The following is a 25104-nucleotide window of genomic DNA, read 5'->3' as shown; positions in this document are numbered from 1 at the left end:
TATCGGGGTGAATAAATGAAACAAGTTAAATCCGTAAATTTTAGAGAATTAGATAAAAAAGTAAAAGAATACTGGAAAAAAGAAAATACCTACAAAAAAGTAAAAGCATTAAATGAACACGGCCCTGAATACTATTTTGTTGACGGCCCTCCGTACTGTTCTGGTGCAATACACCTTGGAACGGCTTGGAATAAAATTATAAAGGATACAGTTTTAAGATTTAAGAGAATTCAAGGATACAATGTTTTAGATAAAGCTGGATGGGACATGCACGGCCTTCCTATCGAAGTTAAAGTGGAAAATGAATTTAACATCGGCTCCAAAAAAGACATTGAAACAAAAATTGGAACGCAGGAATTTATAAACAAATGTAAAGAGTTTGCATTAAATCACCTCGGACACATGCAAGGACAGTTTGAAAACCTAGGTGTATGGCTCGATTTTGAAAACGCATACATGCCGATCAAAAGAGACTACATGGAAATGGGCTGGTGGACGCTTAAAAAAGCTCATGAAAAAGAATTACTTACAAAAGACTTAAGATCAGGATACTGGTGCCCAAGATGTGAAACTTCGCTTGCTGAACACGAAGTAAGAGGAGAATACAAAGAGGTACTCGATCCTTCAGTTTATGTAAAATTCAAGCTTGAAAAAAGCGATGAATACATCACAATCTGGACCACAACTCCATGGACACTTCCTTCAAACATGCTCGTATGTGTAAATCCGGAATTTGATTACGCTTATGTTAGTGTTGAATTTGAAAATGGAACTGTTGAAACATGGATTATTGCTGAAAAATTAGTAAATGACGTAATGAAAAAGGCTGAAAAAAACAATGAAATTTCAAAATTCAGTATTTCAAAAGTTGTTAAAGGAGATTCGTTAATTGGATTAAAATACATCCACCCACTCCTTGAAGAAAACGAAAAACAGCAAGAATTTGCAAAAATAGAAAATGTGCACACAATTGTTCCAGGAGACCACGTAACTCTCGAAGGTGGAACCGGTTTAGTTCACACCGCACCAGGATTTGGTGAAGACGATTTTAACATTGGTAAAGAACATAATATTCCAGTATACGCACCAATTGATGACAACGGAAAATATACCGATAGTATCTGGAAAGGAACTTTCGTAAAAGATATGGATGAATCAGTTATTGAAACATTGTTATCCAAAAATTTACTCGTAAACTCTGGAAAAGTAAAACACACATACCCGCACTGCTGGAGATGTAAAACACCACTTTTATTCAGGGCAACTGAACAGTGGTTCCTTTCAATCTCAAAAATAAAAGATTCCATCATCGAACAGGGTAAAACTGTTGATTGGGTCCCAGACTGGGTTAAAACAAGATATGTTAACGGTGTAAGCTTTGTTGGAGACTGGAACATCTCAAGACAAAGATACTGGGGAATTCCGCTTCCAATCTGGATCTGTGAAGAATGTGGAAAATATGAAGTAATCGGTTCAGTTGGTGAATTAAAAGAAAGAGCTAACGAAAAAGATGTAGATTTAAGCGACATCCACAAACCTGCCGTTGATAAAATTACACTTACATGTTCCTGCGGCGGAAAAATGAAAAGAACCCCTGATGTATTAGATGTCTGGTACGACAGTGGTTTGGCACCATATGCTTCAATTGGATCTAAAAAGCTTAAAAAAGCTCAATTTATTACCGAAGGAAACGATCAGGTTACAAAATGGTTCTACTCACAGCATGCATTGAGTGCAGTTGTATTTGACGATACTTCTTACGAAAAATGTATGATGCACGGATTCACTCTTGATGAAACCGGAGAAAAAATGAGTAAATCATTAGGAAACATTGTAAGCCCTGACGATGTTACAGACCAGTACGGTGCAGATGTTTTAAGGTTCTATCTTTTAAGTGCAAACAAAGCTTGGGAAGATTTAAGATTTTCATACTCGGAAATGGATGAAACCAGAAGTATGTTAAATACACTCTGGAATTCATACGCATTTTCTGCAAACTACATGGTTCTTGATGATTTCGTTCCAAATAACGAATATTTCAAGCATGTAAAAGATGAAGATGCATGGATATTGAGCAGAATAAATACTGTCGCTAAAGAAGCTGTTGAAGCTTTAGAGAAACCCCATTTACACGTGTACACGTGGGCACTTAGGGATTTCATACTCAACGACTTTTCAAGATGGTATATTAAATTAATTCGTGACAGAACATGGATGGAGAAAAATGACGTGCAGAAATTATCTGCATACCAGACTCTGTACTACGTGATCATGAAATTAATTTCAATAATGGCTCCGGTAACACCTCACCTTTCAGAAGAAATCTACCAGAACTTGAAAACTGAAGATATGCCTGAAAGCATCTTCATGAACAAGTTAACAATTGAATCTGAATTCATAAATGAAACTTTGGAAAAAGATACCGAAATTATTCGTGAAATTGTAGATTCAATCCTCAAAGGAAGAGATAAAGCAAAATACACACTAAGATATCCGATTACAAAAATAACGCTTCCTGAAAACATTGCTGAAACTGTTGAAAAATATGGATACATCATAAAAGAACAGGGCAACGTAAAAGAAATCGAATTAAAAGAATTTGAAGGAAATATAACTGTAAAACCAAACTTCAAAGAACTTGGAAAAATCTTCAGAAGCGATGTTCCAAAAGTTGTTGCTGCGATAAATTCAGTAGCACCTAGCGAACTAAAAGAAAAATTGAAATCTGGAAACTTAAAAGTTTCAGAATATGAAATAAAACCAGAATACGTTGAATTCAGGGTTGAAATTCCTGAAAACATTGTCGGTGTTGAATTCTCAAAAGGAAACGTTTACATTAACATTGAGATGAACGATGAAGTAATCAAAGAAGGATTGGTTAGAGAAGTTGTTAGAAGAATCCAGTCCATGAGAAAAGATATGGATTTAGATATTAACGAAAAAATCAATGTAAAATTAGACGGAATTGATTTCAGTAGTGATTATTTAAGCCATATTGCAAATGAAGTTAGAGGAAACTTCGTTGAAAGTTTAAAATCTGATTACAATCAAAAATGGACTATTAAAACGCCAAATGAAGAAACTTACGATATTTCAATCGATATTGAAAAAAATAAATAAAATAAAAAAATCTTTTTTTATATTTTTATTATAAATTTACTGGTAGTTTGAGTAGTAATCTGACATATCAATTGCATTTTCTGCTTCTTTTGGAAGTTCTATATTTTGAACTTCATTGATATTTTTTAAACTTAAAACGTAGTTAATCTCAAAGGACTCTCCGGATTTATCAGTTCCTTTGATATTAGCTGTTGTTTTTACTAAATAACCGTCCGATTTACTGATATAATAAATAACATCTGCTGTTTCCCAATCTAAAACTTCGCCTTCTTCAACAGCATATTCTGACACCATATCATTATAAATGTCTTCTATATTCATTCTTACTTTGTAACAGGGGATTCCATTTACGGTTTCCTCACCTTCCAAAATAAAGTCACTATTTTCAAGTTCGTAAACACTTTCGTCGTATTGGGCCATTACATCAAAATTATCTTCAAAATCTTCGCTACTAGCAGGCATTTTCATCCACTGGGTTTCCCCGTTTGCAACAGCCCCCATGTAAACTGCATCTTGGAAATAATAGTACTCAATACTCCCATTTTCAGATGATAAATACATGTAAGTATTTTTATTTTTTGTATCAACTATTCCAGATCCGCTAATCTCGATATTTTGACCATTTACCTTAGAATTCATAGTATATTCATACGAATAAATCCATACCTCAGCATGATTTCCAATCAATTCTAAAATTTCCGAACCTTCGTTTGTATTTAACCTTGAAGAACTTTGTGAATCGTAATCCTGTGTTTGCACTTCAGCAGATGCACCAGATTCTGAATCTGAACTGTCCGTACAGCCAGAAAATGAAACTGCAACTAAAAGTGCAAAAATCACAGGAAATACCAAAAATTTTTTATTAAACATATTATCCCCCAAAATTAGCTTTTTTTGGCATTTGCATTAAAAAATATGGGTGTTAAAAATATATGAATATTTTGAAAAACTGCAAAAATTTCTTTTTTAAAAAACTAAAAAAATGATTAAAATATTAATGAACGTAAGATGTTATAATACACTTCAAAAAATGTTTTCACAATGGGTAATCCATTTTCTTTTGCATAATTAACTATGATCCAGTCCAAAGTTTCCATTCCCCCTGCAATAAATAAGAAAATCGGAATTAATAAAAATTTTAATAAAAATTTTATTTTCTGTTTTTTTGTGCATACTTCTTTTTCACCAGTTACTGGAAGTTTATAAATAGAATACTCGATTCCAAGGACTATTGACATTGAAAACCCAGCATATTCAAAAAACCCATGCGGAATTATTGCAAGCAGATCTGAAAAACTTAAACTTGCACCCAAAATTCCAGTGAGTGGATTTAATACAACCAGTGCGTAAAAAAACAATAAAACATCGAAATAATCTTTGATCGTTGATTTTCCTTTTGAAATATCCCTATTATAAATATAAGGAAGGATTACGAAAACCAAAAATATAGTTACACATGCAAGAAAATTACTTATAAAATACGAATACCATATCGAAAAATAATTAATTCCCATTTGAGAGGATACTGCTGTTGAAATTACTTCATATTTTGCAGTTGTTAAAACCCCTGCGGATTCAACGTTTATAATTGGAGTTATAAGCTTACTTATGAGTAAAGTTATGGATAAACCCATCCAAGATAAAAAATAAGTTACAATGAATTTATTTATGAAGCTTAAGTTTAAAAACTCGTTAAACTGTTTTTTTAAAAATTCAAAACTCAAAATTTCATCCTCTCTACAAAATATCAAAAATTTTTTATGTTTTTAAAATATATTTAGTTTATGATTAATTTATCCATTTTAGGAAATATTATTAAATTAACTTTTGCGTGAAAAATATGAAAAGAATAGTTATTGCAGGCACCTCTTCAATGGTTGGAAAAACCACCATATCTACAGGAATAATGAAGGCACTATCCAAAAAACATAATGTACAGCCCTACAAAATTGGTCCTGATTATATAGACCCCACTTATCACACGGAAGCTACAAATAACAAATCAAGGAACCTAGATTCGTTTTTTATGGATGAAATGCAAGTTCGATCAATTTTTAAACGACATTCCAAAAATAAAGATATAAATGTTATTGAAGGAGTTCGGGGACTTTACGAGGGAATTTCACCATATAATGATATTGGAAGTACTGCATCCGTTGCAAAAACTATAAATTCACCAGTGATTTTACTGATGGATGCAAGAAGTCTTACAAGAAGTGCATCTGCAATAATTAAAGGTTTTAAATCATTTGATCCTAATTTAAATATCAAAGGGGTTATTTTCAATAAAATCAGGGGAGAAGGGCACTTAAATAAATTAAAAGAAGCTGTAAAATATTACGATAATGAAATTGAGATAATAGGCGCAATTCCTCGAGACGATAGCCTGTCTGTTTCTCAAAGACACCTTGGACTTGTTCCAACCCCTGAAAATAAACAGGAATTGCTTGAAAGAATTGATTTATGGGGGGAAACGGTTGAAAAATGCCTTGATCTTGAAAAAATCGTGGAATTAAGTGATGAAAATTTTGATTTTTGTGTTGATGATAAAAATAAAGAAGAAACCCTCTGGAAAGTTGAAAAAAATAATTTAAAAATTGCCGTTGCACTTGATGAATCATTTAATTTTTATTATTGGGACAACTTTGATGCATTAGAAGAAAACGGTGCAAAATTAAAATTCTTCAGCCCGTTAAATGATTCAGAAGTTCCAGATTGCGATACTATTTACCTTGGAGGAGGGTATCCGGAAATATTTTCCGAAAAACTTTCTAATAATAAATCCATGGTTGAATCTATAAGAAACTTTGATGGAAAAATTTACGGTGAATGTGGGGGGCTCATGTATCTTACAAATTCTATTGATGGAATAGAAATGTTAAAATTAATAGATGCGGATGCAGTAATGACTCCAAACGTTCAGGGTTTGAGTTACGTTAAAGGGACTTTTGAAAAAGATTGTATTATTGGTAAAAAATCTAAAGAATTTAAGGCACACGAATTCCATTATTCAAAACTAATAAATATTAATGAAAACGACTTTTCATATAAGATAAATAGGGGAAAAGGAATAATTAACTCCATGGATGGAATAACTTCAAAAGATGGCGATATAGTTGGAGGTTACGCTCACCAGCACTGTATTGGTAATCCTTACTTTGCAGCAAGCCTCTCAAAAATGTAAAAACCGGTGCACCAGATGATAAATAATAAAGTCAAAAGTTTAATAAAACATGGTTTCAATCTTGCAATAGATATCAGCGCAGATATTTTATTGATATTTACGGAAACTGGAAGAACTTACGAGTACTACAAAGATCAAGAAGCCATATACAAAAGGGCCAGGAAAAATAGATCATTAAAAGACTTTAAAAGTTTAAAAGTAGTTGTAACCACGCCAAACGAAGAAACTTTTTTGAAATTAAAAAATGAATCAAAAATTATACCGCTTTTGATGACATATAGGAATGACGATAGATCTTCAATGATAAAACAAGCTGTAACCAACCTTTTTGCAAATAACATTGTTAAAAAAGGGGATATTGTTGTATCAATTTTAGGTATTCCAAAAGTAACTGGCGGTACTGACACCATATCCATCTTTGAAGTAAACGAATACCCACAAATCCTCAAATATTATGATTACATCTCATCGATTGAAAAAACAAAAGGAAAAGTTATTAATGAAGTTTTAAACCTGTGTATGGAACTTGCAGTTGAAGGTAGAGAAGGAACTCCTGTTGGTTCAATATTTGTAATTGGTGATTCGGATAGAGTTTTAAAAATGTCATCCCAATTAATTTTAAACCCTTTTGAAGGCCACGAATCATTTATATTTGATAAACAGGTCAAAGGGACGGTTAAAGAATTATCAACAATCGATGGGGCATTCGTAATTGGTGAAAAAGGAGAAGTTCTCTGTGCAGGCCGGTATATAAGCTGCAGCGGTGGAAATATTGAACTACCACTGGGTCTTGGTGCACGACACCATGCTGCTGCAACCATTTCAAAATATACTGGTGCAATTGCAATTACGATTTCAGAAAGCGGTGGAGTCATAAGAATTTTTAAAAATGGAGAAATATTATCCGAAATAAAGCCTAAAAAATTAAGTAACACGTCAGAATACTCTTATTAATTATAAATATTCTATTTTAAAATTTAATTTAAATCCCTTATATTTATAAATCAATAACACCTAACCTATGAAGTACTGTTTTTATGTATATTACGAATTTACGGTGAGAATCTATGACACTTGCTGAGAAAATCATTTCAAAAAATGTTGGAAAAAATGTTTACGCCAAAGATAGCGTTGAAATAAATGTAGATATTGCAATGACCCATGATGGGACTACCCCGCTTACAGTAAAAGCTTTTGAACAGATTTCGGATAAAGTTTGGGATAATGAAAAGATAGTCATTATTTTTGACCACAATATCCCTGCAAACACGTCAAAAGCTGCAAATATGCAGGTTATAACGAGAGAATTCATCAAAAAACAGGGTATTAAAAATTACTACCTCGATGGCGAAGGAATATGCCACCAAGTTCTACCTGAAAAGGGCCACGTGAAACCCAACATGATAATTGCGGGAGCTGACAGCCACACATGTACTCATGGGGCATTTGGGGCATTTGCTACAGGTTTTGGTGCAACAGACATGGGTTACGTCTATGCAACTGGAAAAACATGGCTCAGGGTTCCTGAAACTATCCGTGTAAAGGTAACTGGAGAAAACGAAAATATTTCTGGAAAAGACATTATTTTAAAAACTTGTAAGGAAGTTGGAAGACGTGGGGCTACGTACATGTCTTTAGAATACGGCGGAAATGCAGTCCAAAATCTATCCATGGATGAAAGAATGGTTTTATCAAACATGGCTATTGAAATGGGTGGAAAAGCAGGAATTATCGAAGCTGACGATACTACTTACAGATACCTTGAAAATGCGGGAGTTTCGCGTGAAGAAATTCTTGAATTGAAAAAAAATAAAATAACAGTTAACGAATCCGAAGAAGACTACTACAAAACAATTGAATTTGACATAACAGATATGGAAGAACAGGTTGCATGTCCCCACCACCCTGATAACGTAAAAGGAGTTTCAGAAGTGGAAGGAACAGAATTAAACCAGGTATTTATCGGTTCATGTACAAACGGAAGATTAAACGACTTAAGAATTGCTGCAAAATATTTGAAAGGGAAAAAAGTCAGTGAAAACACAAGATTAATCGTGATCCCTGCTTCAAAATCAATATTTAAAGAAGCGCTAAATGAAGGATTAATTGATATTTTTGTAGATTCTGGAGCATTGATATGCACCCCAGGATGCGGACCGTGCCTTGGAGCCCACCAGGGAGTTTTAGGCGATGGAGAAGTGTGCCTTGCCACAACCAACAGGAACTTTAAAGGAAGAATGGGAAATACAAACGCACAAGTATACCTTTCTTCTCCAAAAATAGCTGCAAAATCTGCAGTTAAGGGCTACATTACAAATGAATAATAATCAATATTTGTTTCTATTTTTTAAAATTAGTTTTATATAGTATTACCAACAGTATTCAAGATATATTTCATTTAGTAAAATAATCTGGAATTAAATCGAAATCCATATATACCAAACCAAGTTAAAGATAACTGTAAAACAATATAACTTATCTTTAATAGGTGGTAAAGTGCACATTATGGAAGGTTTTTTACCTCCGATGTGGGCTGCATTTTGGTTTGTACTCTCCGGAATTGTTGTTATATATGGAATAATCCAGTTAAATAAATTAATAAACGACAAACCTGAAGTTAAACCTACATTAGCCCTCGCAGGAGCATTTATGTTCATATTAAGTTCGCTAAAACTTCCTTCAGTTACAGGAAGCTGTTCACACCCGACAGGTGGTGGACTCGGCGCAATTATGTTTGGTCCGGCAATTACAGCAGTACTTGCAACGATCGTATTATTGTTTCAGGCAATCTTACTTGCACACGGTGGATTAACCACATTGGGAGCAAATATATTCTCAATGGGTATTATGGGTCCAGCGCTTGGTTTTTTAGTGTTTAAATTGTTAAAAGGAAAATTAAATATCACGTGGGTTGTTGTACTCGCTGCAATATTTGCAGACTGGGGAACATACGCTACAACATCAATCCAGCTCGCATTAGCATACCCGCTACCCGATTTTGGAACGGCTCTTGCAAACTTTGGAACCGTATTTGCAGTGACACAGATTCCACTTGCAATTATGGAAGGTCTATTAACAGGACTTATCTGGGATTACATCATGAAATTGAGACCAGATCTCCTTGCAAAACTTGGTCTTATTGACCCGGTAAAAGCAGAAGGAGGTGCTGAATAATGGAATTTAAACACGTCTTGATGATTCTTGGAGTTATAATTCTTACATTAGCACCTTTGATCATGTATTCGGGCCTTGGTGAAGATGAAGGCTACTTCGGTGGTGCAGATGGTGCTGCTGGAGATTTGATCATGGAAATCAGTCCAAATTACGAACCATGGTTTGAACCATTCTGGGAACCTCCAAGTGGGGAAATTGAAAGCCTATTATTTGCGCTTCAAGCTGCAATAGGTGCTATAATTATAGGATACTTCTTTGGCTACAACAAAGCCAAATATGATGCCAAAAACCAGTAAAAGGTTAAAAAATGACGAACAGTACTTTAATCGATAACATTGCAAACTATAACAAGTTAAGGTCAGTTAATCCTACTTTAAAAGTTATTTTTGCAATTTCTTCACTGTTCGTTAGTATTTTTTCTAAAAATTTTATTGTACCTCTTTTAATCACACTTATAATGAGTTTTGTGATTATTTCTATTGCAAAAATACCTAAAACTATTTACGGAAAATTACTGGCAATTCCAATTGTTTTTGGAATTATTACGTTTTTAATGATGACTTTTTTATTTGGAACTGATATTTACATGTCATTTGATTTTTTTGGAATTACAATCAATTTACTAAAAGACGGATTTAGTCTTGGACTTTTAACATTTTTTAAAATGCTTGGTGGTGTATCCTGCACCCTATTTTTAGCACTTACAACCCCATTCACCGAATTATTCTACATCCTTAAAAAGTCCAAAATGCCAAAAAACATGCTTGAAATCGCGATGATGATGTATCGCTATATTTTTATGCTTTTAGAAGAAGCTTTAACAATGGAAAACTCGCAAAAAACAAGACTGGGCTACAAAAATCTTAAAACTTCGTACCACTCCCTTGGATTATTGACGGGAAGTTTGTTTATAAAAGCACTTGATAAGGGAGATATAATTTATAATTCACTTAATTCAAGAGGATACGATGGAAATCTAATGTTTTTTGGAGATATTGCCTATCCAAGAACCTTTTCTGTTGTACTTTTAGGAGTATTTGAATTATTATTGTTATCCCTAAATTACATTAAGATATTTTAAAGCCAAAAATTAAAATTCTAACTTTTTTATACCTTTAAGCATATAGTTCCTCCAAGGTGATTTAATGGCGATTTTGGAAACAAGAGATTTAAAGTATTCTTATCCTGATGGAACTGTCGCACTTAACGGGATTAATTTTAAAGCCGAAAAGGGCGAAATGATCGCAATTTTAGGCCCCAATGGTGCTGGAAAATCCACTACATTTCTTCATTTTAACGGAATATTAAAACCAAGTCACGGCAACGTACTTTTAAAAGGCGAACCAATAAAATACGACAACAAATCGCTTTTAAATGTCAGAAAAACTGTTGGAATCGTATTCCAAAATCCTGACGACCAGCTTTTTGCACCCACAGTTGAGCAGGATGTTGCTTTTGGACCCATGAATCTCGGACTTTCAAAAGAGGGAATTGAAAAAAGAGTAAAAGATTCATTAAAAGCGGTCTCTATGGAAGGCTTTGAGAGAAAACCACCGCATCATTTAAGTGGTGGCCAGAAAAAAAGAATTGCAATTGCAGGGATTTTGGCAATGAACCCGGAAATTATTGTTCTTGATGAACCAACTTCAGGACTCGACCCGATGGGTGCATCCCAAATCATGAAATTGCTCTACGAGTTAAACAGGCAGGGAATAACCATAATCATATCTACCCACGATGTAGATTTAGTTCCAATATATGCAAATAAAGTTTATTTGTTAAATGAAGGAAGAATTATCAAAGGCGGGACTCCAAGGGAAATTTTCAGTGACTCTGAAACAGTTAGAAGTGCAAATTTAAGGCTTCCAAGGGTCGCACATTTAATAGAACTTTTAGACAAAGAAGACAAACTGGGAATAAAAATGGGCTATACCATTGGAGAAGCAAGAAATAATATTAAAGAGTTTATAAAGGGGGAATAAGCATGCATGAGAGAATTTCCGATGTAAAATACGCAGTAATTACTGTAAGTGACAGCCGATTTAATGAAATAATTTCAGGGCACGATATAACTGATAAATCAGGGGACTTTTTGAAAGATGAATTAGGTGCAAAAATCTACCATTTAATTCCGGACAATAAACCGATGTTGGAAGGATTAATTGAACATATTATTGAATTTACAGATGTTGATTCTATTGTAATCACGGGCGGAACAGGCCTTTCTAAAAGAGATATTACAGCTGATGTCGTAAAAAATCTGTATGAAAAAGAACTTGACGGTTTTAAAATAGTATTCCATAATTTAAGCTATGGTGAAGTAAAATACTCAACAATCCTTTCAAGAGCATCTGCTGGACTTTATAAGGGAAAAATTATCTATTCACTTCCGGGATCTATTAATGCATGTAAAACCGCACTTGACATTATTAAAACAGAAACCGGCCACATTCTTGGCCATATAAAATAAAAAAAGTTATAAAAACTATTTTTTAATATTTGTGGATATGTACATCCATCTGTGGGAATGGAATTTCGATACCCTCTTTTCCGTATTTTTCGTATATTCCTTTTGTAAGATCTCCTTTTACGCCCCAGTAGTCCCCAGTTTTTGTCCAAGCCCTAAGCTGTAAATCTACGGAAGACTCACCAAGACCAGTTACAACTACTGCAGGTGCAGGATCTTTTAATACTTTTGGATGTTCTGAAATAAGTTCTAATGCTTTTGATAATGCATTGTCTAAATTTTCACCATAGCTAACTCCAACTGCCACATCAACCCTTCTTAAATCCATTCTGGTGTAATTGGTTATAGGACTGCCCCAAACTAGTTTATTTGGAATTGTGATTACCACATTATCTGGCGTTAACAGTTTGGTTGCCATTATTCCAACTTCTACGATCTTTCCAGTTATTCCGCCTATTTGAACAGTTTCATCTTTGTCAAGGGGTTTCATAACTGCAATCCAAAGGCCTGAAGTTAAATTTGTAAGTGTGTCCTGAAGACCAAAACCCAAAATTAAACCAAGTGATGCAGAAAGCCCCAAAATTATTGGCCCTGTTTCAACACCAAAAACCCCTACGGCAAGCAATATTACAAATACATAGAGTATCGCACTGAATAGCTTGATAACAAACTCAGATACAAGTTCTGGAATCTTGCTTTTTTTAGCACCATTTTCTAAAATACTAGAAACAATTCTTACAGCAAAATACCCTAAAACTAGTATCAAAATTGCTTTTAATATTAAAATCAGGTTTATAGACATGCTGTAGCCCATTAACGAAATCATCATTTTTGTATCCCCTCAAAACGTTATTATCTTAACTTTTTAATTTTTTAAATATATTAATTATTCGCTAAAATTTATAATAGATTAAGCATTAATATTATTCAATTGAAATTTCGAGTGTGATTTTATGTTTATCGATGGAAAATGGATTATAAGGGAAGATATTGATGTTTTTGACCCGTACACTCTTGAAAATATTGAAAAAATAACTGCACTTGATAGGGAAGAAACTAAAAATGCAATTGAAGTTACTGAAAAACACAAGGAAGTAATGAAAAATTTAAGCCCGTCAAAAAGATACAAAATATTGATGAAAATTGCCGAACATTTAAGTTCGAAAAAAGACTTTTTTGCAAAAACAATTTCAATCGATGTTGGAAAACCGATAAAACAGTCAAAAATAGAAGTGGATAGGACATTAACTGCGCTCAAGCTTTCTGCATTCTATGCAAAGGAAATCCGTGGAGAAACAATTAATTCAGAAAATGGCCTTATATTCACTAAAAAAGAGCCATTAGGCGTAATTGGAGCAATAACTCCATTTAATTTTCCTTTAAATCTGGCGACACATAAAATCGGCCCTGCAATTGCCACAGGAAACTCAGTTATACTCCACCCATCATCAAAAGCACCCATTGCTGCAATATATCTTACAAAAATTATAGAACATGTCTTAAAACAGATGGATATTCCAAGAGGCGTATTTAATCTCGCAACAGGAAATGGGGAAATTGTTGGGGATGAAATATCGAAAAACGATAATGTAAACATGGTTTCTTTCACAGGAAGTGTTGAAGTTGGAGAATCAATATCTAAAAATGCGAAAATGAAAAAAGTTACACTCGAACTTGGAGGAAATAACCCCATGATCGTGTTAAAAGATTCTGATATTAAATTAGCTGCTAAATCTGCTGTTAAAAGTAAATTTTTAAATGCTGGACAGGTTTGTATCTCGGTTGGACAGGTACTCGTTGAAGAAGAAGTTGTTGAAACATTTACAAAATATGTTATTGAAGAAACCAAAAAACTAATTTTGGGAAATCCACTCGATAAAAATACAGACATTGGCCCACTTATAAGCCCTGAAAGTGCTTTAAGAATTGAAAATTTAATAAAACAGTCAGTAAATGAAGGCGGAGAATTGTTAATTGGTGGAAACCGACAAAACAGTTTAATTTCCCCTGCAGTAATTAATATCGATGAAGAAAATATACTATCAAAAATTGAAACCTTTGGACCAATTCTTCCGATATTGCCTGTTAAAGACAGTGAAGAAGCAGTAAATATTGCAAATAATTCTAAATACGGACTTCAAGCTGGCTTATTTACAAATAATATAAATAAAGCGATGAAAATAGCCGATGAGCTTGAATACGGTGGGATAATGATTAACAGCAGTCCAACATTTAGAAAAGACAACATGCCCTTTGGAGGGGTTAAAAAAAGCGGTCTTGGAAGGGAAGGAATAAAATATACGGTTGAAGAAATGTCTGAAATAAAAACAATCGTAATTCATAACATTTAATTAAAAAGAAAATGAATTATCTTATTAATTATTAACTTGGTGAAATCGTGAGTTTTTTGAACGATCTTGATTTAAACATTGAAAAACTTGAAAAATTACTTGAAATTGGAACTTATGCAGATTTAAGAATTGTTACTGGTGAATCAAACAATATCATACAAAAAGATGGAATAATAGACGAAATTTCTTCAGGTATTTCTTCAGGAGTAATTGTTAGAGTACTTGAAAAAAACGGATGGGGACTTGCTACTTCAAATAACGTTTCCCTGAAAAACATTGCAGAAATAATTAAAAAAGCGCATGATATGGCAAAAATATCCAATATACATACAAAAAAATCGATTGAATTGAAAGAAATCCCCGTAATTCAGGACAATATAAAAGCAGATGTAAAAATTCATCCTGAAAACATTTCAATCGAAGAAAAAAAAGAATATTTAAAATCAGCACATGGAAACATGTCTGGGGAAAAAATAGTCAGCACTTCTGTTAGCTACAGTGATGGAGAAGGCCATTCCATTTTGATGACCAGTGAAGGAACCAGAATTGAAAATGAAAGTGTTAAAGCACTTTTAAGAATGACTGCAATTGCAAAAGATGGAACATTGCAGTTTGCATTTGATAGAATCGGTGGAAACGGATTTGAAGTAATTAAAAATGCAAAAATTGAAGAGATGGCTAAAAATACCAAAGAAAGAGCTGTAAGACTTTTAACCGCAGAAAGCTGTCCAAAGGGAACTTTTGATGTAATATTAGACCCAGAACTTGCAGGAGTATTCATTCACGAAGCTGTAGGGCACGCTGCTGAAGCAGACCTTGTTTTACAAAATGACAGCGTATTTCACGATAAACTAGGAAATTCAGTTGGTAGCGAAGAAGTAACCGTAATTGATGACGCAACAATCGAAAAATCGTTTGGACAGTACAAATACGACCATGAAGGAGTTAAGGGAGAAAAAACTACATTGATTGAAAATGGAGTTTTAAATGGATATTTACATTCAAGAGAAACTGCTGGAAGACTTAACATGGACGTTACAGGAAATGCAAGAGCAGAAGGGTTAAATAAACCAATCGTTAGAATGAGTAATACATACATTAAACCGGGTTCATGGAAATTTGACGAACTTTTAGAAGATACAAAAACAGGTATATTTTTAAAAGGTTCAAGGGGTGGACAGGTGGATACTGGAAAAGGGCTGTTCCAATTTAACGCTGTTGAAGCATTTTTAATTGAAGATGGAAAATTAACAAAACCACTAAGAGATGCAGGACTCAGCGGTGAAATTTTAGATATTTTACATCACATCGATGCAGTATCTGACGAATTTGAATTAAGTGTTGGATACTGTGGAAAAGGAGGTCAGAGTGTTCCAGTAGGAGATGGTGGAGGAAGTGTTAGAACAAAAACTACACTTTCATAAATTCGTGAAAATATGGATGAACTAGCAAATAATTTAATAAATGCATTATTTCGGGATTTACTCGATATTACATTAGATTTAATTTACCTGATAATTGCATTATTAATTCTCATAATTTTAGCATTTAAAATGAAATACTTCTTAAAAAATCTTGTTTTTAGAAAAAAATAAAGAAAATTAAAAAAGAACTTAAAAATTTATTTTACATTAAACTTAATTTTTTCAGCTTGTTGTAAAAATTATCTCCTTTTACAAAGTACGCATTTGATTCAGACTTTCTTAAAATTATCTCGTCACCTTTTTTTGCTTCAAATTCAGTATTCCCATCAATTACAACATACGTAGATTTTTTCAGAAGTTTTATTTTTATTTCTGAATTTGCATTGACCACCAATGGCCGAGATGAAAGTTTAAACGGACATATTGGAACAATTACAAATCCTTCGACAGTTGGCTCAATTATCGGACCGCCAGAACTTAAAGAATATGCTGTAGATCCATTTGGAGTTGAAACAATTATTCCATCAGCCCTAACATCTTCTACAAGACTTCCATCGATATATACTTCAAAATGCATCATTTTTGCAGGATTTTTAGTCGTAATCACAACTTCATTTAAAGAATCGCTTAATATATGCTGTTTTCCGTCAGAAAGCTTTGCAAATCCCATAAGTTTTGTTCTTTTCTCGACTTTATAGTTTCCACAAATTATAGAATCGATTGCAGAAAATATTTCATCTTTGTTAAATTCGGTCAAAAATCCAACAGTTCCCATATTTATGCAGATCATTGGTATTTCATTTCCTTCAATCATTTTTGATGCTCTAAGTACTGTTCCATCCCCACCGATAGATATCATGTGGGATATTTCCTCAATATTTGAGATAATATCACATTTTTTAGTTAAGCGGTTTTTTAATGCATCGTAAGTACTGCTATCGAGTTCGTATTTAATCCCTTTTGAATCTAAATATTTTATTACATTATCTGCAACTTCTATCGATTCTTCATTATCAATTCTTGAAATTATTCCAAAGTTGGTCGGCTTAATTCTCCAGCGGTTTCCAAATATTCCAACAAGCTTTTTGTGAAGCATTTCATTTGAACATATAACTGAGACCTTTGAATTGACATCGAGATCTAGATTTACTTCTTGACCGTTTTTATCAGTTACAATTCCGCCAGCTTCTTTGATTATGACATATCCTGCGGCAATATCACAAAGCCGGGTGGTTTCATTTACGTTGATAAATGCATCGAGTGCACCTTTTGCAACATAACACATTTCAAGAGCAATCGATCCAAAAAGCCTGATTCTTCTGAATCGCCTATCTTTTATAAATTTAAGAGTATCTATTGAGATATCGTGTGCAAAAAGTCCTATCGAAGAATCTTTTAAATTTGACGAATTTGAAATTGAAATTGATTTTTTTTCGCCTTTTCTTAAAAAATGAGCGCCTTTTCCTTTTTCAGCATAATAAGTATCCCCTGTCGCAATATTTCGAACAACCCCTACCTCAAGGTCTTTCATTTTAAGGTTATTTATCAGTTCTTCGAGATTATCTGTAAATTTATCAATTCTGCCGATTGCAACTGCTGCAGAATAAAAAGGAATGTCTTTTAATGAATTGTAAGTTCCATCGACTGGATCGAGGACTATAACGTATTCGGGCTTATTCTTACCTATTTTCTTAAATCCTATCTCTTCACTTATTAAAATTGCTGAACAAACCTTTTCTATCGAGTTTATAGCAACGTTTTCCGCGATCAAATCGATTCTTTTTGTCGGAGTACCGTCTGCTCCGATTTTGACGACTTCGTTAGATTTTTCCCATCCAATTAAAGGTTTAACACTTTTTTCGATGTCTTTGGCAATATTTAAAGCCATTTCCAACATGTCCATTTTTTCACCAATAGTACATAACTATTAATTATTATAAATAAATAACAAAAAGCAAGAATTTAAAGTGGAATCTAGAAACTTTGGTGAACAAATGCTAATAATCCTGACTGGACTTCCCTCAGTTGGAAAATCGACATTTTCAAAAGCAATTTCAAAAAAGATGGCTGAAAAAAATATCGATAACATCATACTTGGAACAGATTTAATTAGAGAAAGTTTTCCGGTTTGGAAAGAATCTTATGAAGAATTTATAAGGGATTCTAACAACTATTTAATAAAAAAAGCACTTGAAAGCAATTTTAATGTTATTGTGGATGATACAAATTATTATAATTCAAAAAGACGCGATTTAATGAATATTGCAAAAGAATGTAACGTTAATTACGTTACAATATATCTTAAAGCGCCTTTGAACTTACTTTTGAAGCGAAATATTGAAAGAGGGCAAAAAATCCCAAATGAAGTTATAACAAATATGTACGAAAAGTTCGATACCCCTGGAACCAAATATGCATGGGATTTACCAGATATTACTGTAGATACAACTGAAAAAATCGATCATGAGAAAATTTTAAGTCAAATTTTAGAAATAAACGAAAATAAAAATTTAAAAATTGAAGAAGATAATATTCCAAAATTAAAAACTATTGAAAGCAATTTAGTGAAAATAGATTCTTTAACAAGAAATATTGTTGGAAATTTGATAAAATCCGAAAAAATCGATAAAAAAGATATAAAATTAGTTTCTGAATTAAGAAAATCGTTTTTAAAAACATTTAAGAAAATTGAATCTGAAAATTTAGATTTTGAAAAAATTGAAAAAGATTTTTTAGATTATTTAAAAGAAAATTTAAAATAAAATTAGTTGGCTAATTCAAAGTATGCTTCTTCTGCAATTTCATAAACTTTTTCTTCATCAATATTAACCATTTTTCCATCATTTAACACCAGTTTACCATCAATTACAACTTTGTCGACTGCACCGTTAAATGAATAAACTAAATGCGATTCGATATTTTCTTTAGGAGTTAAATACGGCTTTTTCATGTTGATGAGTACGAAATCTGCAAGTTTTCCTTCTTTTATTTCTCCTGAATTAATATTGAGTGCTTTTGCACCGTTTAACGTTGCAAAATCAAATGCTTCTTTTGCAGTTACTGCGACCGGGTTTAAATTTACACCTTTGTGTATCAAAGCTGCTGCTTTTATTTCTTCAAACAAATTCATATTGTTGTTACTTCCACAGCCGTCAGTTCCAAGAGTTACGGGAACATTGTTTTCAAGCAATTTTAAAACTGGAGAAACTCCTGATGCTAACTTTAAATTACTTACTGGATTGTGGGCTGCAAATATATTTTTTTCTTTCATTATTTGAATTTCTGAATCACTCAAATGAACGCAGTGCGCACAGATTGTGTTTACATTATCGAAAAATCCAAAAGAATTTAAGTATTCAAAAGGTCGCATTCCTGTTTTTTCTACGACCTGATTTATTTCATCCAGTGTTTCATTCATGTGAATATGAATTGGAACATTGAATTCTCTTGCAAGGGCATTTGTACTTTCGAGAATCTCTTTTGAACATGTATATGGTGCATGAGGCCCCAAAGCTCCATTAATTCTTGAATTATTCAAGTTTTTAATCATTTCAAGAGACTCTTTCGCAGTTTTTAATTCTTTTTCTCGTTTTTCTTCGTCAAATAAATCAATCATTCCGTATGCAATTCTTGATCGAATTCCTGTTTCATCAACTGCTTTAATTATCGAATCAAGGAAAAAATACATGTCATTAAATGCAGTAGTTCCACTTTTAATCATCTCAATTGTTCCAAGAAGAGTTCCTGCGTAAACTATTTTTTCATTTAATTTTGATTCCATTGGCCAGATGTGCCCGCTTAACCATTCCATTAATGGGATATCATCTGCAACCCCCCTAAAAAGAGACATTGGAACGTGAGTGTGTGTATTTATTAATCCAGGAATTAAAACACAGTTTTTTCCGTCAATTATTTCTGTTTCGTCTTTTGAAACTTCTGAAATTGAAATATTTCCAATTTTTTTAATAATATTTCCATCTACAAGCAGATCCTGCTTTTTTCCGGTTATAATTGCATCTTTTACTAAAATCATGAAAATCTACCTGAAATTTAAAATTAGTTAATAATTAATTAAAAATTATTTATTGAGTCCAAGCTCTTCGATTGTAACGAGAGGGATTAATTCAACGTTATTTTCGGCCAAATTCTCTTTTGCACCTTCTTGTCTGTCCACAATCACGTAAATTTTGTTAACGTTTCCAGAAACTGCCCTTATCTCATCTACTGCTTTTGAAACGCTTCCACCGGTTGTTGTAACGTCTTCCATTACAATTACATTATCGCCGGGATTTAATTCCCCTTCAATTTTATTTTTAGTTCCGTATTCTTTTGCCTTTTTTCTAATTATTAAAAGGTCTTTTTCAGTTTCTAAAGATACTGCTGTTGCAATTGATACTGAACCGAGTTCTACTCCTGCAATTTTTAAATTTTCATTGTTTTCTTTTGAAACATAATAATTTACAAGTTTTGCAGCTGCTTTTAAAACTTTAGGGTTGGTAGTAGCCTTTTTAATATCTACGTAATATTTACTCTGCTTTCCAGAGGCCAATGTAAAGTCACCAAACTTTACGCAATTTACTTCTTTCAATAATCTTATCAATTCATTTTTTAAACTGATTTCTTCCGTTGTTACCAAAAATATCACCTTATAAACCAAACAAAAAAGTAAACTATAAATGCTATTTGAATATTATATTAAGGTAGTAAATATATCTTTTCTCAAAAATTACATGGTGATTGAATGAGTGCCCCCAGTAAATTAATAGCACTATTTATTTTAACTGTACTCTGCACACTACCCATATCTTATGGTATGGTTGTAGATGACCCATTAATTGTAGTAAATAGCGAAAAAGTTGATAAAAGCTACGCAGAACTTTTAATGGATAAATATTACACGAAAAGGACCATTGAAGTAAATTCTGATAACGAAATTGTTGTTAATGAAAATATTATTTATAACGTTCCTGCAATCGATGAATTTGAAATTAATGACGGTAAGGGTAACTTGTTAGTGGAATTTACAAAATCTGGTGAAACAGTTACTTACAAAAACTTTGAATATGAAGAAGAAATTGAATCTGACGATGAAGGGGACGAAGTAACCTTTATGGGAAAAACCTATAGAGTACTTGAATACGAATCTGGAAAAATAGTTCTTGGAAACACTATCGAAGATTTTGAAACCTCTGATGAATTTAACTATGAAGGCTATACCATCAAAGTAGTAGCCAGTAATTCAGATGGCGAAATAATGGTTAGCGTCTACAAAGGAAACGATAGGGTTGACAACTTAAAAATGTACCCTGATGACAGCTGCATGATATCCGGTTCAAGCCTTTCTTTGTATTATGATGAATATTTGACAAGTGGAGATACACCATACTTTTTCTTTGAACTCTCTGACTCCCTTGAACTTGAAGATGGCGAATCTTTCGAAGATAACGGAGAATTTGATGTAGAAATCGATGGTAAAAAAATAACTTTAGATTACGACAGTCCTAAAAGTTTATCCAAAAACTTTGAACTATTAAATTATAACGTAGAACTTACAGACGTAAGCAGTGAAGATTTAACTGTATTTTTCACAGTAACTCAGACTGAGAGCTACGAATATGATATGGATGAAGGTACAAAATACTTCGGAAATAACATATTTGCAGTTAAATTAGACAATGATGAAGAAAACGACTGGGACGATGAACTATATCTTTATAAAAACAATAAAAAATATGACAAAATCGTGGATTACCAAGGTTCAGTTCAATTAGTTGATCAGGACGAACTTTTGAGTGCTTCATCAGACTTAATTTTGATCGGCGGACCTGTTTCAAACAAAGTTACAGAAAGCATTCAAAATAGTTTAAGTGTTGAAGTTACAAATGACTACCCTGGAGAAGGAAAAGGAGTAATTCAAACAATTACCAATCCAAACAATGGCAACAGTAAAATATTAGTTCTCGCAGGATCAGACAGGGATGGAACAAAAGCCTGTGTTTTAGCACTTAATCAGGGCCTTTATTCAGGATCTGGCAATTTAGTTGTAAAATTAACTGGTGACGATAGCGTAAGTGCTATCTAATCTCAGAACCTAACGGTTCTTGGAACTCCTTTTGAAGTGAATATTATTTTATTTTCCTTTCTTTTGTATAATTTAAAAAGAAAGAAATTTTGGTGAAATTTATGAAAAAAATCGATTTTGATACAATTTCTGCAGTTATTTTAGAAGAATTTAAATCATATACTGGAAAAGAAATCGAACCATTATGGGCATTTAACACGTTTGACGTTCAAAAAGATAGTATTGTTGGATTTATAGGTCCAATGAACGTTAAAATAGAAAATATGAAAGATTTAAAAGATGTTAAAGAAGAAAAAGACGTTGAAATTCCAATTCAATCCTCAGAAGCGATTAATTTTATCGTCGAACATTTTGATAATCCGGATTTAAAAATGACTTATTTGAGACAAAGAATTTTAGTTTCAACCGCAAAAGAAGTAATTGAAAATCAAAGCAACTTAAAATTAAAAAAGTCAGGAGACGACCTTTATTTTAATGATAAAAAATTATCTGTCTGCATCGCATGCCGGGGAATTAGTTCTGGAAAAATCCACCTCGGAATAAACGTAAAAAGTGATGGTGTTCCTTCCCACGTTTCTGCAGTTGGGTTAAAAGATATGGGAATTGAAAATACTTTTGAAATTATGGAAGAAATTGCAGAAATTTATGCAAAAGAAATGTCAAAAATTGAAAAAGATATTAGAAAAACACTTCCTCTATTTTAATTTAGATTAATTTTTATTTTTCATATTTTGAGCCCTGTTTTGTTTTTCGTTTATCCAATAATTTTGAAACTTCATTTAAAATTCTGAGCCTTTTTAAAGACCATTCTGGTGAAATTTTTATTTCTTCTGGCACTTTGTCCTTTGAAACTCTTTGAATGATTACATACGGAGATAAGTGTTCTAAAAAATCAGCAACAAGATGAATGTACTGTTTTTCGTCTAAAGATTTGTATTCTCCTTTCCAGTATATCTCTTCAAGTTTTGTATTTTCAACAACAACAAGCGGGTAAATCTTTAATGCGTCAATTTCTAAATCAGACAAAATTTTTGCAGTTTCCATCATCATATCCCAGCTTTCATCAGGAAGTCCTAAAATTATGTGACCACATACCAAAATCCCTCTTTGTTTACATTCCCTAAGAACTCTTCTTACATCGTCTGAAGAATGCTTCCTATTTAGAAAATCAAGAGTTTTATCGTGCATTGTCTGGATTCCTAGATCGATCCAGATTTCATAGCCTTCTTTCACATAATTTTCTAAAATATCAAGTTTTTCATCTTCAAGGCAGTCGGGCCTTGTTCCAATTGAAATTCCTATAACATCATCAAAAGAAAGTGCAAAATCCCACAATTCTTTTAAATATTCTGGTGATGCATGAGTATTTGTTCCAGGATAAAAATAAACGTAAAATTTTTCAATTCCCTTTTCTTTATTCCTCTGTATTTGATGTTCAATCTGCTCTTTTAAGGAATATTTAACATTGCAGTATTCAACACTTATCGGCCTTCCCATTTTTGGACAGAAAATGCAACCTTCTGTATCAATTGTCCCATCTTTATTAGGGCATGAGAATCCTGCATCAACTGCAACTTTAAAAGTCTTGTAACCCTTTTCTCGCCTCGTATAAAGTCCGTATTGGGCTATTGAGTAGCCTTCACTGTAAATTTTATCGACAATATTTTTATCTATGGAACTACTAGTGTTTCTGTAAATTTGAGCGCCCCTATTCATGAAACCACCAAAAACTAAATTATAGGATATATTAAATAATTGGTGTTTATATTGTTATATGTTCATAAAGGTGAAAATAATGGAACTTCATAACGACGAAAAAAGATTATTAAAGGCATTTCAGGAATCTAATAAAAAAACGATGAATTTAGAAGAACTTTCAAAATATATTGAAAAAGAAAAAGTAATGAGAGCAGCATTTTGGCTTTCAGGGCGAGATTTTCTTGAAATTATTGAAAATAAAACAAAACTTTGTGAATTAACTAAACTTGGTAAAAATTCCATTGATTTTGGAATTCCCGAGAGAAAAGTTGCAAATTATATCAAAGAAAATAATTTGGAATCAATCCCGATAAAAGAACTCTCAAAAATTTTAGAAAAGGACGAAACAGGAGCCGCACTTGGTAATTTAAAGAAAAAAGGATTGGTCGAGATAGATAAAGGAAATATTGTATTTAAAAATTTAGACTACGAAGATATTGAAGAAGAAATATTAAAAAAAGTTTCAATCAACCCTGATTTATCAATATATTCAAAAGACGAAGTTAAAATAGTTGAAAACCTGAAAAAAAGAGGTTTTTTAAACTTAAAAGAAGTAGTTGATAGAAGTTTTGAAATTAAGGATGCAGGAACTGAATTTATTAAAAATCCAATAGAAATAAAAGAAGAAATTACCCAGCTTACAAGGGAAATGATTGTAAGTGGAAAATGGAAAGACTACTTTATAAGGCCATATGATGCAAAAATTCCTACAGAAGATGTTTACCCTGCAAAAGCACACCCGATGTCAAAAATGATTCAGGAAGTAAACGAAGTTTTAATTTCAATGGGTTTTAAGGAAGTAAAAAGCCAGATCGTCCAGACTGAATTTTGGAATTTTGATACGTTATTCGAGCCTCAAGACCACCCTGCAAGAGACATGCAGGATACATTCTTTGTAAAATATCCAAACACGGGAAAAGTTCCAGAAAATTTGCTCGAAAAAGTAAAAGGAATCCACGAATGCGGAACTATTGATGGCGAAAAAATTTCAAAAGGCTGGTGCTACAAGTTTGATGAAAACGTATCTAAAAGAACAGTTTTAAGAACGCACACAACCGTTTCATCGATAAAATATTTAGCTTCACTTTCAGAAAGCGAAAGAGAAAAACCCCACAAAGTATTCTGTATTGACAGAGTATTTAGAAACGAAACAATCGATTACAAACACCTTCCAGAATTTTACCAGTGTGAAGGAATCGTTATGGCTGAAGACGTGAACTTTGACAACCTCGTTGGAATTTTAAAAGAATTTTTAAGAAAATTAGGCTTTGAAAAAGTAAGGATTAGGCCTGCATACTTCCCATTTACAGAACCATCCCTTGAAGCTGAAGTTTACATGGAAGGAAAAGGCTGGCTTGAACTTTTAGGTGCCGGAGTATTTAGGCCTGAAGTTTTAGAACCTTTCGGAATTAAAAAACCGGTTCTTGCATGGGGAATTGGCTTAAGCAGGCTTGCAATGTTAAGACTCGGACTTACAGACATCCGTGAACTTCACAAAAACGACATGGAATGGCTTAAAAAAACTGCTGTTAATGAACAATAAA

General features: G+C 32.8%; 23 protein-coding genes. 16 read left to right on the top strand and 7 right to left on the bottom strand.

Annotated features, from left to right (window positions below):
• Window positions 1-15 precede the first annotated feature (15 nt).
• Window positions 16-3120, top strand: coding sequence for an isoleucine--tRNA ligase (gene ileS, locus MMJJ_RS06775; RefSeq protein WP_104838198.1), 3105 nt, complete (start codon window positions 16-18; stop codon window positions 3118-3120).
• A gap of 36 nt (window positions 3121-3156) precedes the next feature.
• Here ileS and MMJJ_RS06770 read toward each other — a convergent pair whose 3' ends face one another.
• Together MMJJ_RS06770 and MMJJ_RS06765 are read right to left on the bottom strand one after the other, a co-directional pair.
• Complete coding sequence (locus MMJJ_RS06770; RefSeq protein WP_104838197.1) at window positions 3157-3990, bottom strand: hypothetical protein; 834 nt, start codon at window positions 3988-3990, stop codon at window positions 3157-3159.
• Between the two features lie 116 nt (window positions 3991-4106).
• Window positions 4107-4844, bottom strand: a complete 738-nt coding sequence (locus tag MMJJ_RS06765; protein ID WP_104838196.1) for a hypothetical protein — start codon at window positions 4842-4844, stop codon at window positions 4107-4109.
• 116 nt (window positions 4845-4960) lie between these two features.
• Here MMJJ_RS06765 and cfbB point away from each other — a divergent pair, with 116 nt between their 5' ends.
• The 8 genes from cfbB (at window position 4961) to MMJJ_RS06725 (ending at window position 11948) form a co-directional block, all read left to right on the top strand.
• Window positions 4961-6304, top strand: a complete 1344-nt coding sequence (cfbB, locus tag MMJJ_RS06760) for a Ni-sirohydrochlorin a,c-diamide synthase (RefSeq protein WP_104838195.1) — start codon at window positions 4961-4963, stop codon at window positions 6302-6304.
• Between the two features lie 15 nt (window positions 6305-6319).
• Window positions 6320-7258, top strand: a complete 939-nt coding sequence (locus MMJJ_RS06755) for a diadenylate cyclase (protein ID WP_104838194.1) — start codon at window positions 6320-6322, stop codon at window positions 7256-7258.
• Between the two features lie 113 nt (window positions 7259-7371).
• Window positions 7372-8628 carry a homoaconitase large subunit gene (gene hacA / locus MMJJ_RS06750; RefSeq protein ID WP_104838193.1) on the top strand — a complete coding sequence of 419 codons (1257 nt, stop codon included), beginning with the start codon at window positions 7372-7374 and terminating at the stop codon, window positions 8626-8628.
• Window positions 8629-8800: 172 nt separating this feature from the next.
• Complete coding sequence (locus tag MMJJ_RS06745; RefSeq protein WP_104838192.1) at window positions 8801-9478, top strand: energy-coupling factor ABC transporter permease; 678 nt, start codon at window positions 8801-8803, stop codon at window positions 9476-9478.
• Window positions 9478-9774: an energy-coupling factor ABC transporter substrate-binding protein gene (locus MMJJ_RS06740; protein WP_011171426.1), complete on the top strand. Its 297-nt coding sequence runs from the start codon at window positions 9478-9480 to the stop codon at window positions 9772-9774. The genes MMJJ_RS06745 and MMJJ_RS06740 overlap by 1 nt, the downstream gene beginning before the upstream one ends.
• A gap of 11 nt (window positions 9775-9785) precedes the next feature.
• Window positions 9786-10559 carry a cobalt ECF transporter T component CbiQ gene (gene cbiQ / locus MMJJ_RS06735; protein WP_104838191.1) on the top strand — a complete coding sequence of 258 codons (774 nt, stop codon included), beginning with the start codon at window positions 9786-9788 and terminating at the stop codon, window positions 10557-10559.
• Between the two features lie 64 nt (window positions 10560-10623).
• Window positions 10624-11460 (top strand): ATP-binding cassette domain-containing protein, encoded by an 837-nt coding sequence (locus MMJJ_RS06730; RefSeq protein ID WP_104838190.1) that lies wholly within the window; start codon window positions 10624-10626, stop codon window positions 11458-11460.
• A gap of 2 nt (window positions 11461-11462) precedes the next feature.
• On the top strand, window positions 11463-11948 hold the full coding sequence (locus MMJJ_RS06725) for a MogA/MoaB family molybdenum cofactor biosynthesis protein (protein ID WP_104838189.1): 486 nt from the start codon (window positions 11463-11465) through the stop codon (window positions 11946-11948).
• A gap of 22 nt (window positions 11949-11970) precedes the next feature.
• Here MMJJ_RS06725 and MMJJ_RS06720 read toward each other — a convergent pair whose 3' ends face one another.
• On the bottom strand, window positions 11971-12774 hold the full coding sequence (locus tag MMJJ_RS06720; RefSeq protein ID WP_104838188.1) for a mechanosensitive ion channel family protein: 804 nt from the start codon (window positions 12772-12774) through the stop codon (window positions 11971-11973).
• Window positions 12775-12898: 124 nt separating this feature from the next.
• Between MMJJ_RS06720 and MMJJ_RS06715 the strand changes: the two genes are divergently transcribed.
• The 3 genes from MMJJ_RS06715 to MMJJ_RS09325 are packed head-to-tail and all read left to right on the top strand — an operon-like array spanning window position 12899 to window position 15891.
• The gene (locus tag MMJJ_RS06715) at window positions 12899-14296 is read left to right on the top strand and encodes a lactaldehyde dehydrogenase (protein WP_104838187.1); all 1398 of its coding nucleotides are present in this window, start codon (window positions 12899-12901) and stop codon (window positions 14294-14296) included.
• A 47-nt stretch (window positions 14297-14343) separates the two neighbouring features.
• Window positions 14344-15720, top strand: a complete 1377-nt coding sequence (locus tag MMJJ_RS06710) for a TldD/PmbA family protein (RefSeq protein WP_104838186.1) — start codon at window positions 14344-14346, stop codon at window positions 15718-15720.
• Between the two features lie 12 nt (window positions 15721-15732).
• Window positions 15733-15891, top strand: a complete 159-nt coding sequence (locus MMJJ_RS09325; RefSeq protein ID WP_158658972.1) for a hypothetical protein — start codon at window positions 15733-15735, stop codon at window positions 15889-15891.
• 31 nt (window positions 15892-15922) lie between these two features.
• On the opposite strand, the gene MMJJ_RS06705 is transcribed toward MMJJ_RS09325, so the two are convergent.
• Window positions 15923-17623 carry a bifunctional NADP phosphatase/NAD kinase gene (locus tag MMJJ_RS06705; protein WP_104838185.1) on the bottom strand — a complete coding sequence of 567 codons (1701 nt, stop codon included), beginning with the start codon at window positions 17621-17623 and terminating at the stop codon, window positions 15923-15925.
• Window positions 17624-17714: 91 nt separating this feature from the next.
• On the opposite strand from MMJJ_RS06705, the gene pstK reads away from it, so the two are divergent.
• The gene (pstK, locus tag MMJJ_RS06700; RefSeq protein ID WP_104838184.1) at window positions 17715-18482 is read left to right on the top strand and encodes an L-seryl-tRNA(Sec) kinase; all 768 of its coding nucleotides are present in this window, start codon (window positions 17715-17717) and stop codon (window positions 18480-18482) included.
• Window positions 18483-18484: 2 nt separating this feature from the next.
• Here pstK and MMJJ_RS06695 read toward each other — a convergent pair whose 3' ends face one another.
• Both MMJJ_RS06695 and pyrE read right to left on the bottom strand, forming a co-directional pair.
• Complete coding sequence (locus tag MMJJ_RS06695; protein WP_104838183.1) at window positions 18485-19753, bottom strand: amidohydrolase; 1269 nt, start codon at window positions 19751-19753, stop codon at window positions 18485-18487.
• Window positions 19754-19798: 45 nt separating this feature from the next.
• Entirely contained in the window at window positions 19799-20356 is a 558-nt protein-coding gene (pyrE, locus tag MMJJ_RS06690) for an orotate phosphoribosyltransferase (protein WP_013999814.1), read from the bottom strand.
• Between the two features lie 105 nt (window positions 20357-20461).
• On the opposite strand from pyrE, the gene MMJJ_RS06685 reads away from it, so the two are divergent.
• A complete protein-coding gene (locus MMJJ_RS06685; protein ID WP_104838182.1) occupies window positions 20462-21802 on the top strand; it encodes an S-layer protein in 1341 nt (446 codons plus the stop codon).
• A gap of 101 nt (window positions 21803-21903) precedes the next feature.
• Window positions 21904-22506, top strand: coding sequence for a DUF366 family protein (locus tag MMJJ_RS06680; RefSeq protein ID WP_104838181.1), 603 nt, complete (start codon window positions 21904-21906; stop codon window positions 22504-22506).
• A 13-nt stretch (window positions 22507-22519) separates the two neighbouring features.
• On the opposite strand, the gene MMJJ_RS06675 is transcribed toward MMJJ_RS06680, so the two are convergent.
• Window positions 22520-23518 carry a TIGR01212 family radical SAM protein gene (locus tag MMJJ_RS06675; RefSeq protein ID WP_104838180.1) on the bottom strand — a complete coding sequence of 333 codons (999 nt, stop codon included), beginning with the start codon at window positions 23516-23518 and terminating at the stop codon, window positions 22520-22522.
• Between the two features lie 79 nt (window positions 23519-23597).
• Between MMJJ_RS06675 and pheS the strand changes: the two genes are divergently transcribed.
• Complete coding sequence (pheS, locus tag MMJJ_RS06670) at window positions 23598-25103, top strand: phenylalanine--tRNA ligase subunit alpha (RefSeq protein WP_104838179.1); 1506 nt, start codon at window positions 23598-23600, stop codon at window positions 25101-25103.
• Window position 25104: the final 1 nt, after the last annotated feature.

The sequence above is a fragment of the Methanococcus maripaludis genome, assembly GCF_002945325.1.
Taxonomy (GTDB): domain Archaea; phylum AGJL01; class Methanococci; order Methanococcales; family Methanococcaceae; genus Methanococcus; species Methanococcus maripaludis.
The sequence above is the reverse complement of the archived record's forward strand: the minus strand, read 5'-3'. Positions and strand labels throughout refer to the sequence as shown.

Coding starts and splice junctions, on each gene's coding strand:
- MMJJ_RS06705 (WP_104838185.1), bottom strand. CDS start 17,623: ATGGACATGTTGGAAATGGCTTTAAATATTGCCAAAGACATCGAAAAA.
- MMJJ_RS06680 (WP_104838181.1), top strand. CDS start 21,904: ATGAAAAAAATCGATTTTGATACAATTTCTGCAGTTATTTTAGAAGAA.
- MMJJ_RS06685 (WP_104838182.1), top strand. CDS start 20,462: ATGAGTGCCCCCAGTAAATTAATAGCACTATTTATTTTAACTGTACTC.
- pheS (WP_104838179.1), top strand. CDS start 23,598: ATGGAACTTCATAACGACGAAAAAAGATTATTAAAGGCATTTCAGGAA.
- MMJJ_RS06715 (WP_104838187.1), top strand. CDS start 12,899: ATGTTTATCGATGGAAAATGGATTATAAGGGAAGATATTGATGTTTTT.
- cbiQ (WP_104838191.1), top strand. CDS start 9,786: ATGACGAACAGTACTTTAATCGATAACATTGCAAACTATAACAAGTTA.
- ileS (WP_104838198.1), top strand. CDS start 16: ATGAAACAAGTTAAATCCGTAAATTTTAGAGAATTAGATAAAAAAGTA.
- pstK (WP_104838184.1), top strand. CDS start 17,715: ATGCTAATAATCCTGACTGGACTTCCCTCAGTTGGAAAATCGACATTT.
- MMJJ_RS06720 (WP_104838188.1), bottom strand. CDS start 12,774: ATGATGATTTCGTTAATGGGCTACAGCATGTCTATAAACCTGATTTTA.
- MMJJ_RS06740 (WP_011171426.1), top strand. CDS start 9,478: ATGGAATTTAAACACGTCTTGATGATTCTTGGAGTTATAATTCTTACA.
- cfbB (WP_104838195.1), top strand. CDS start 4,961: ATGAAAAGAATAGTTATTGCAGGCACCTCTTCAATGGTTGGAAAAACC.
- MMJJ_RS06725 (WP_104838189.1), top strand. CDS start 11,463: ATGCATGAGAGAATTTCCGATGTAAAATACGCAGTAATTACTGTAAGT.
- MMJJ_RS06675 (WP_104838180.1), bottom strand. CDS start 23,518: ATGAATAGGGGCGCTCAAATTTACAGAAACACTAGTAGTTCCATAGAT.
- MMJJ_RS06730 (WP_104838190.1), top strand. CDS start 10,624: ATGGCGATTTTGGAAACAAGAGATTTAAAGTATTCTTATCCTGATGGA.
- MMJJ_RS06755 (WP_104838194.1), top strand. CDS start 6,320: ATGATAAATAATAAAGTCAAAAGTTTAATAAAACATGGTTTCAATCTT.
- MMJJ_RS06770 (WP_104838197.1), bottom strand. CDS start 3,990: ATGTTTAATAAAAAATTTTTGGTATTTCCTGTGATTTTTGCACTTTTA.
- MMJJ_RS09325 (WP_158658972.1), top strand. CDS start 15,733: ATGGATGAACTAGCAAATAATTTAATAAATGCATTATTTCGGGATTTA.
- hacA (WP_104838193.1), top strand. CDS start 7,372: ATGACACTTGCTGAGAAAATCATTTCAAAAAATGTTGGAAAAAATGTT.
- MMJJ_RS06695 (WP_104838183.1), bottom strand. CDS start 19,753: ATGATTTTAGTAAAAGATGCAATTATAACCGGAAAAAAGCAGGATCTG.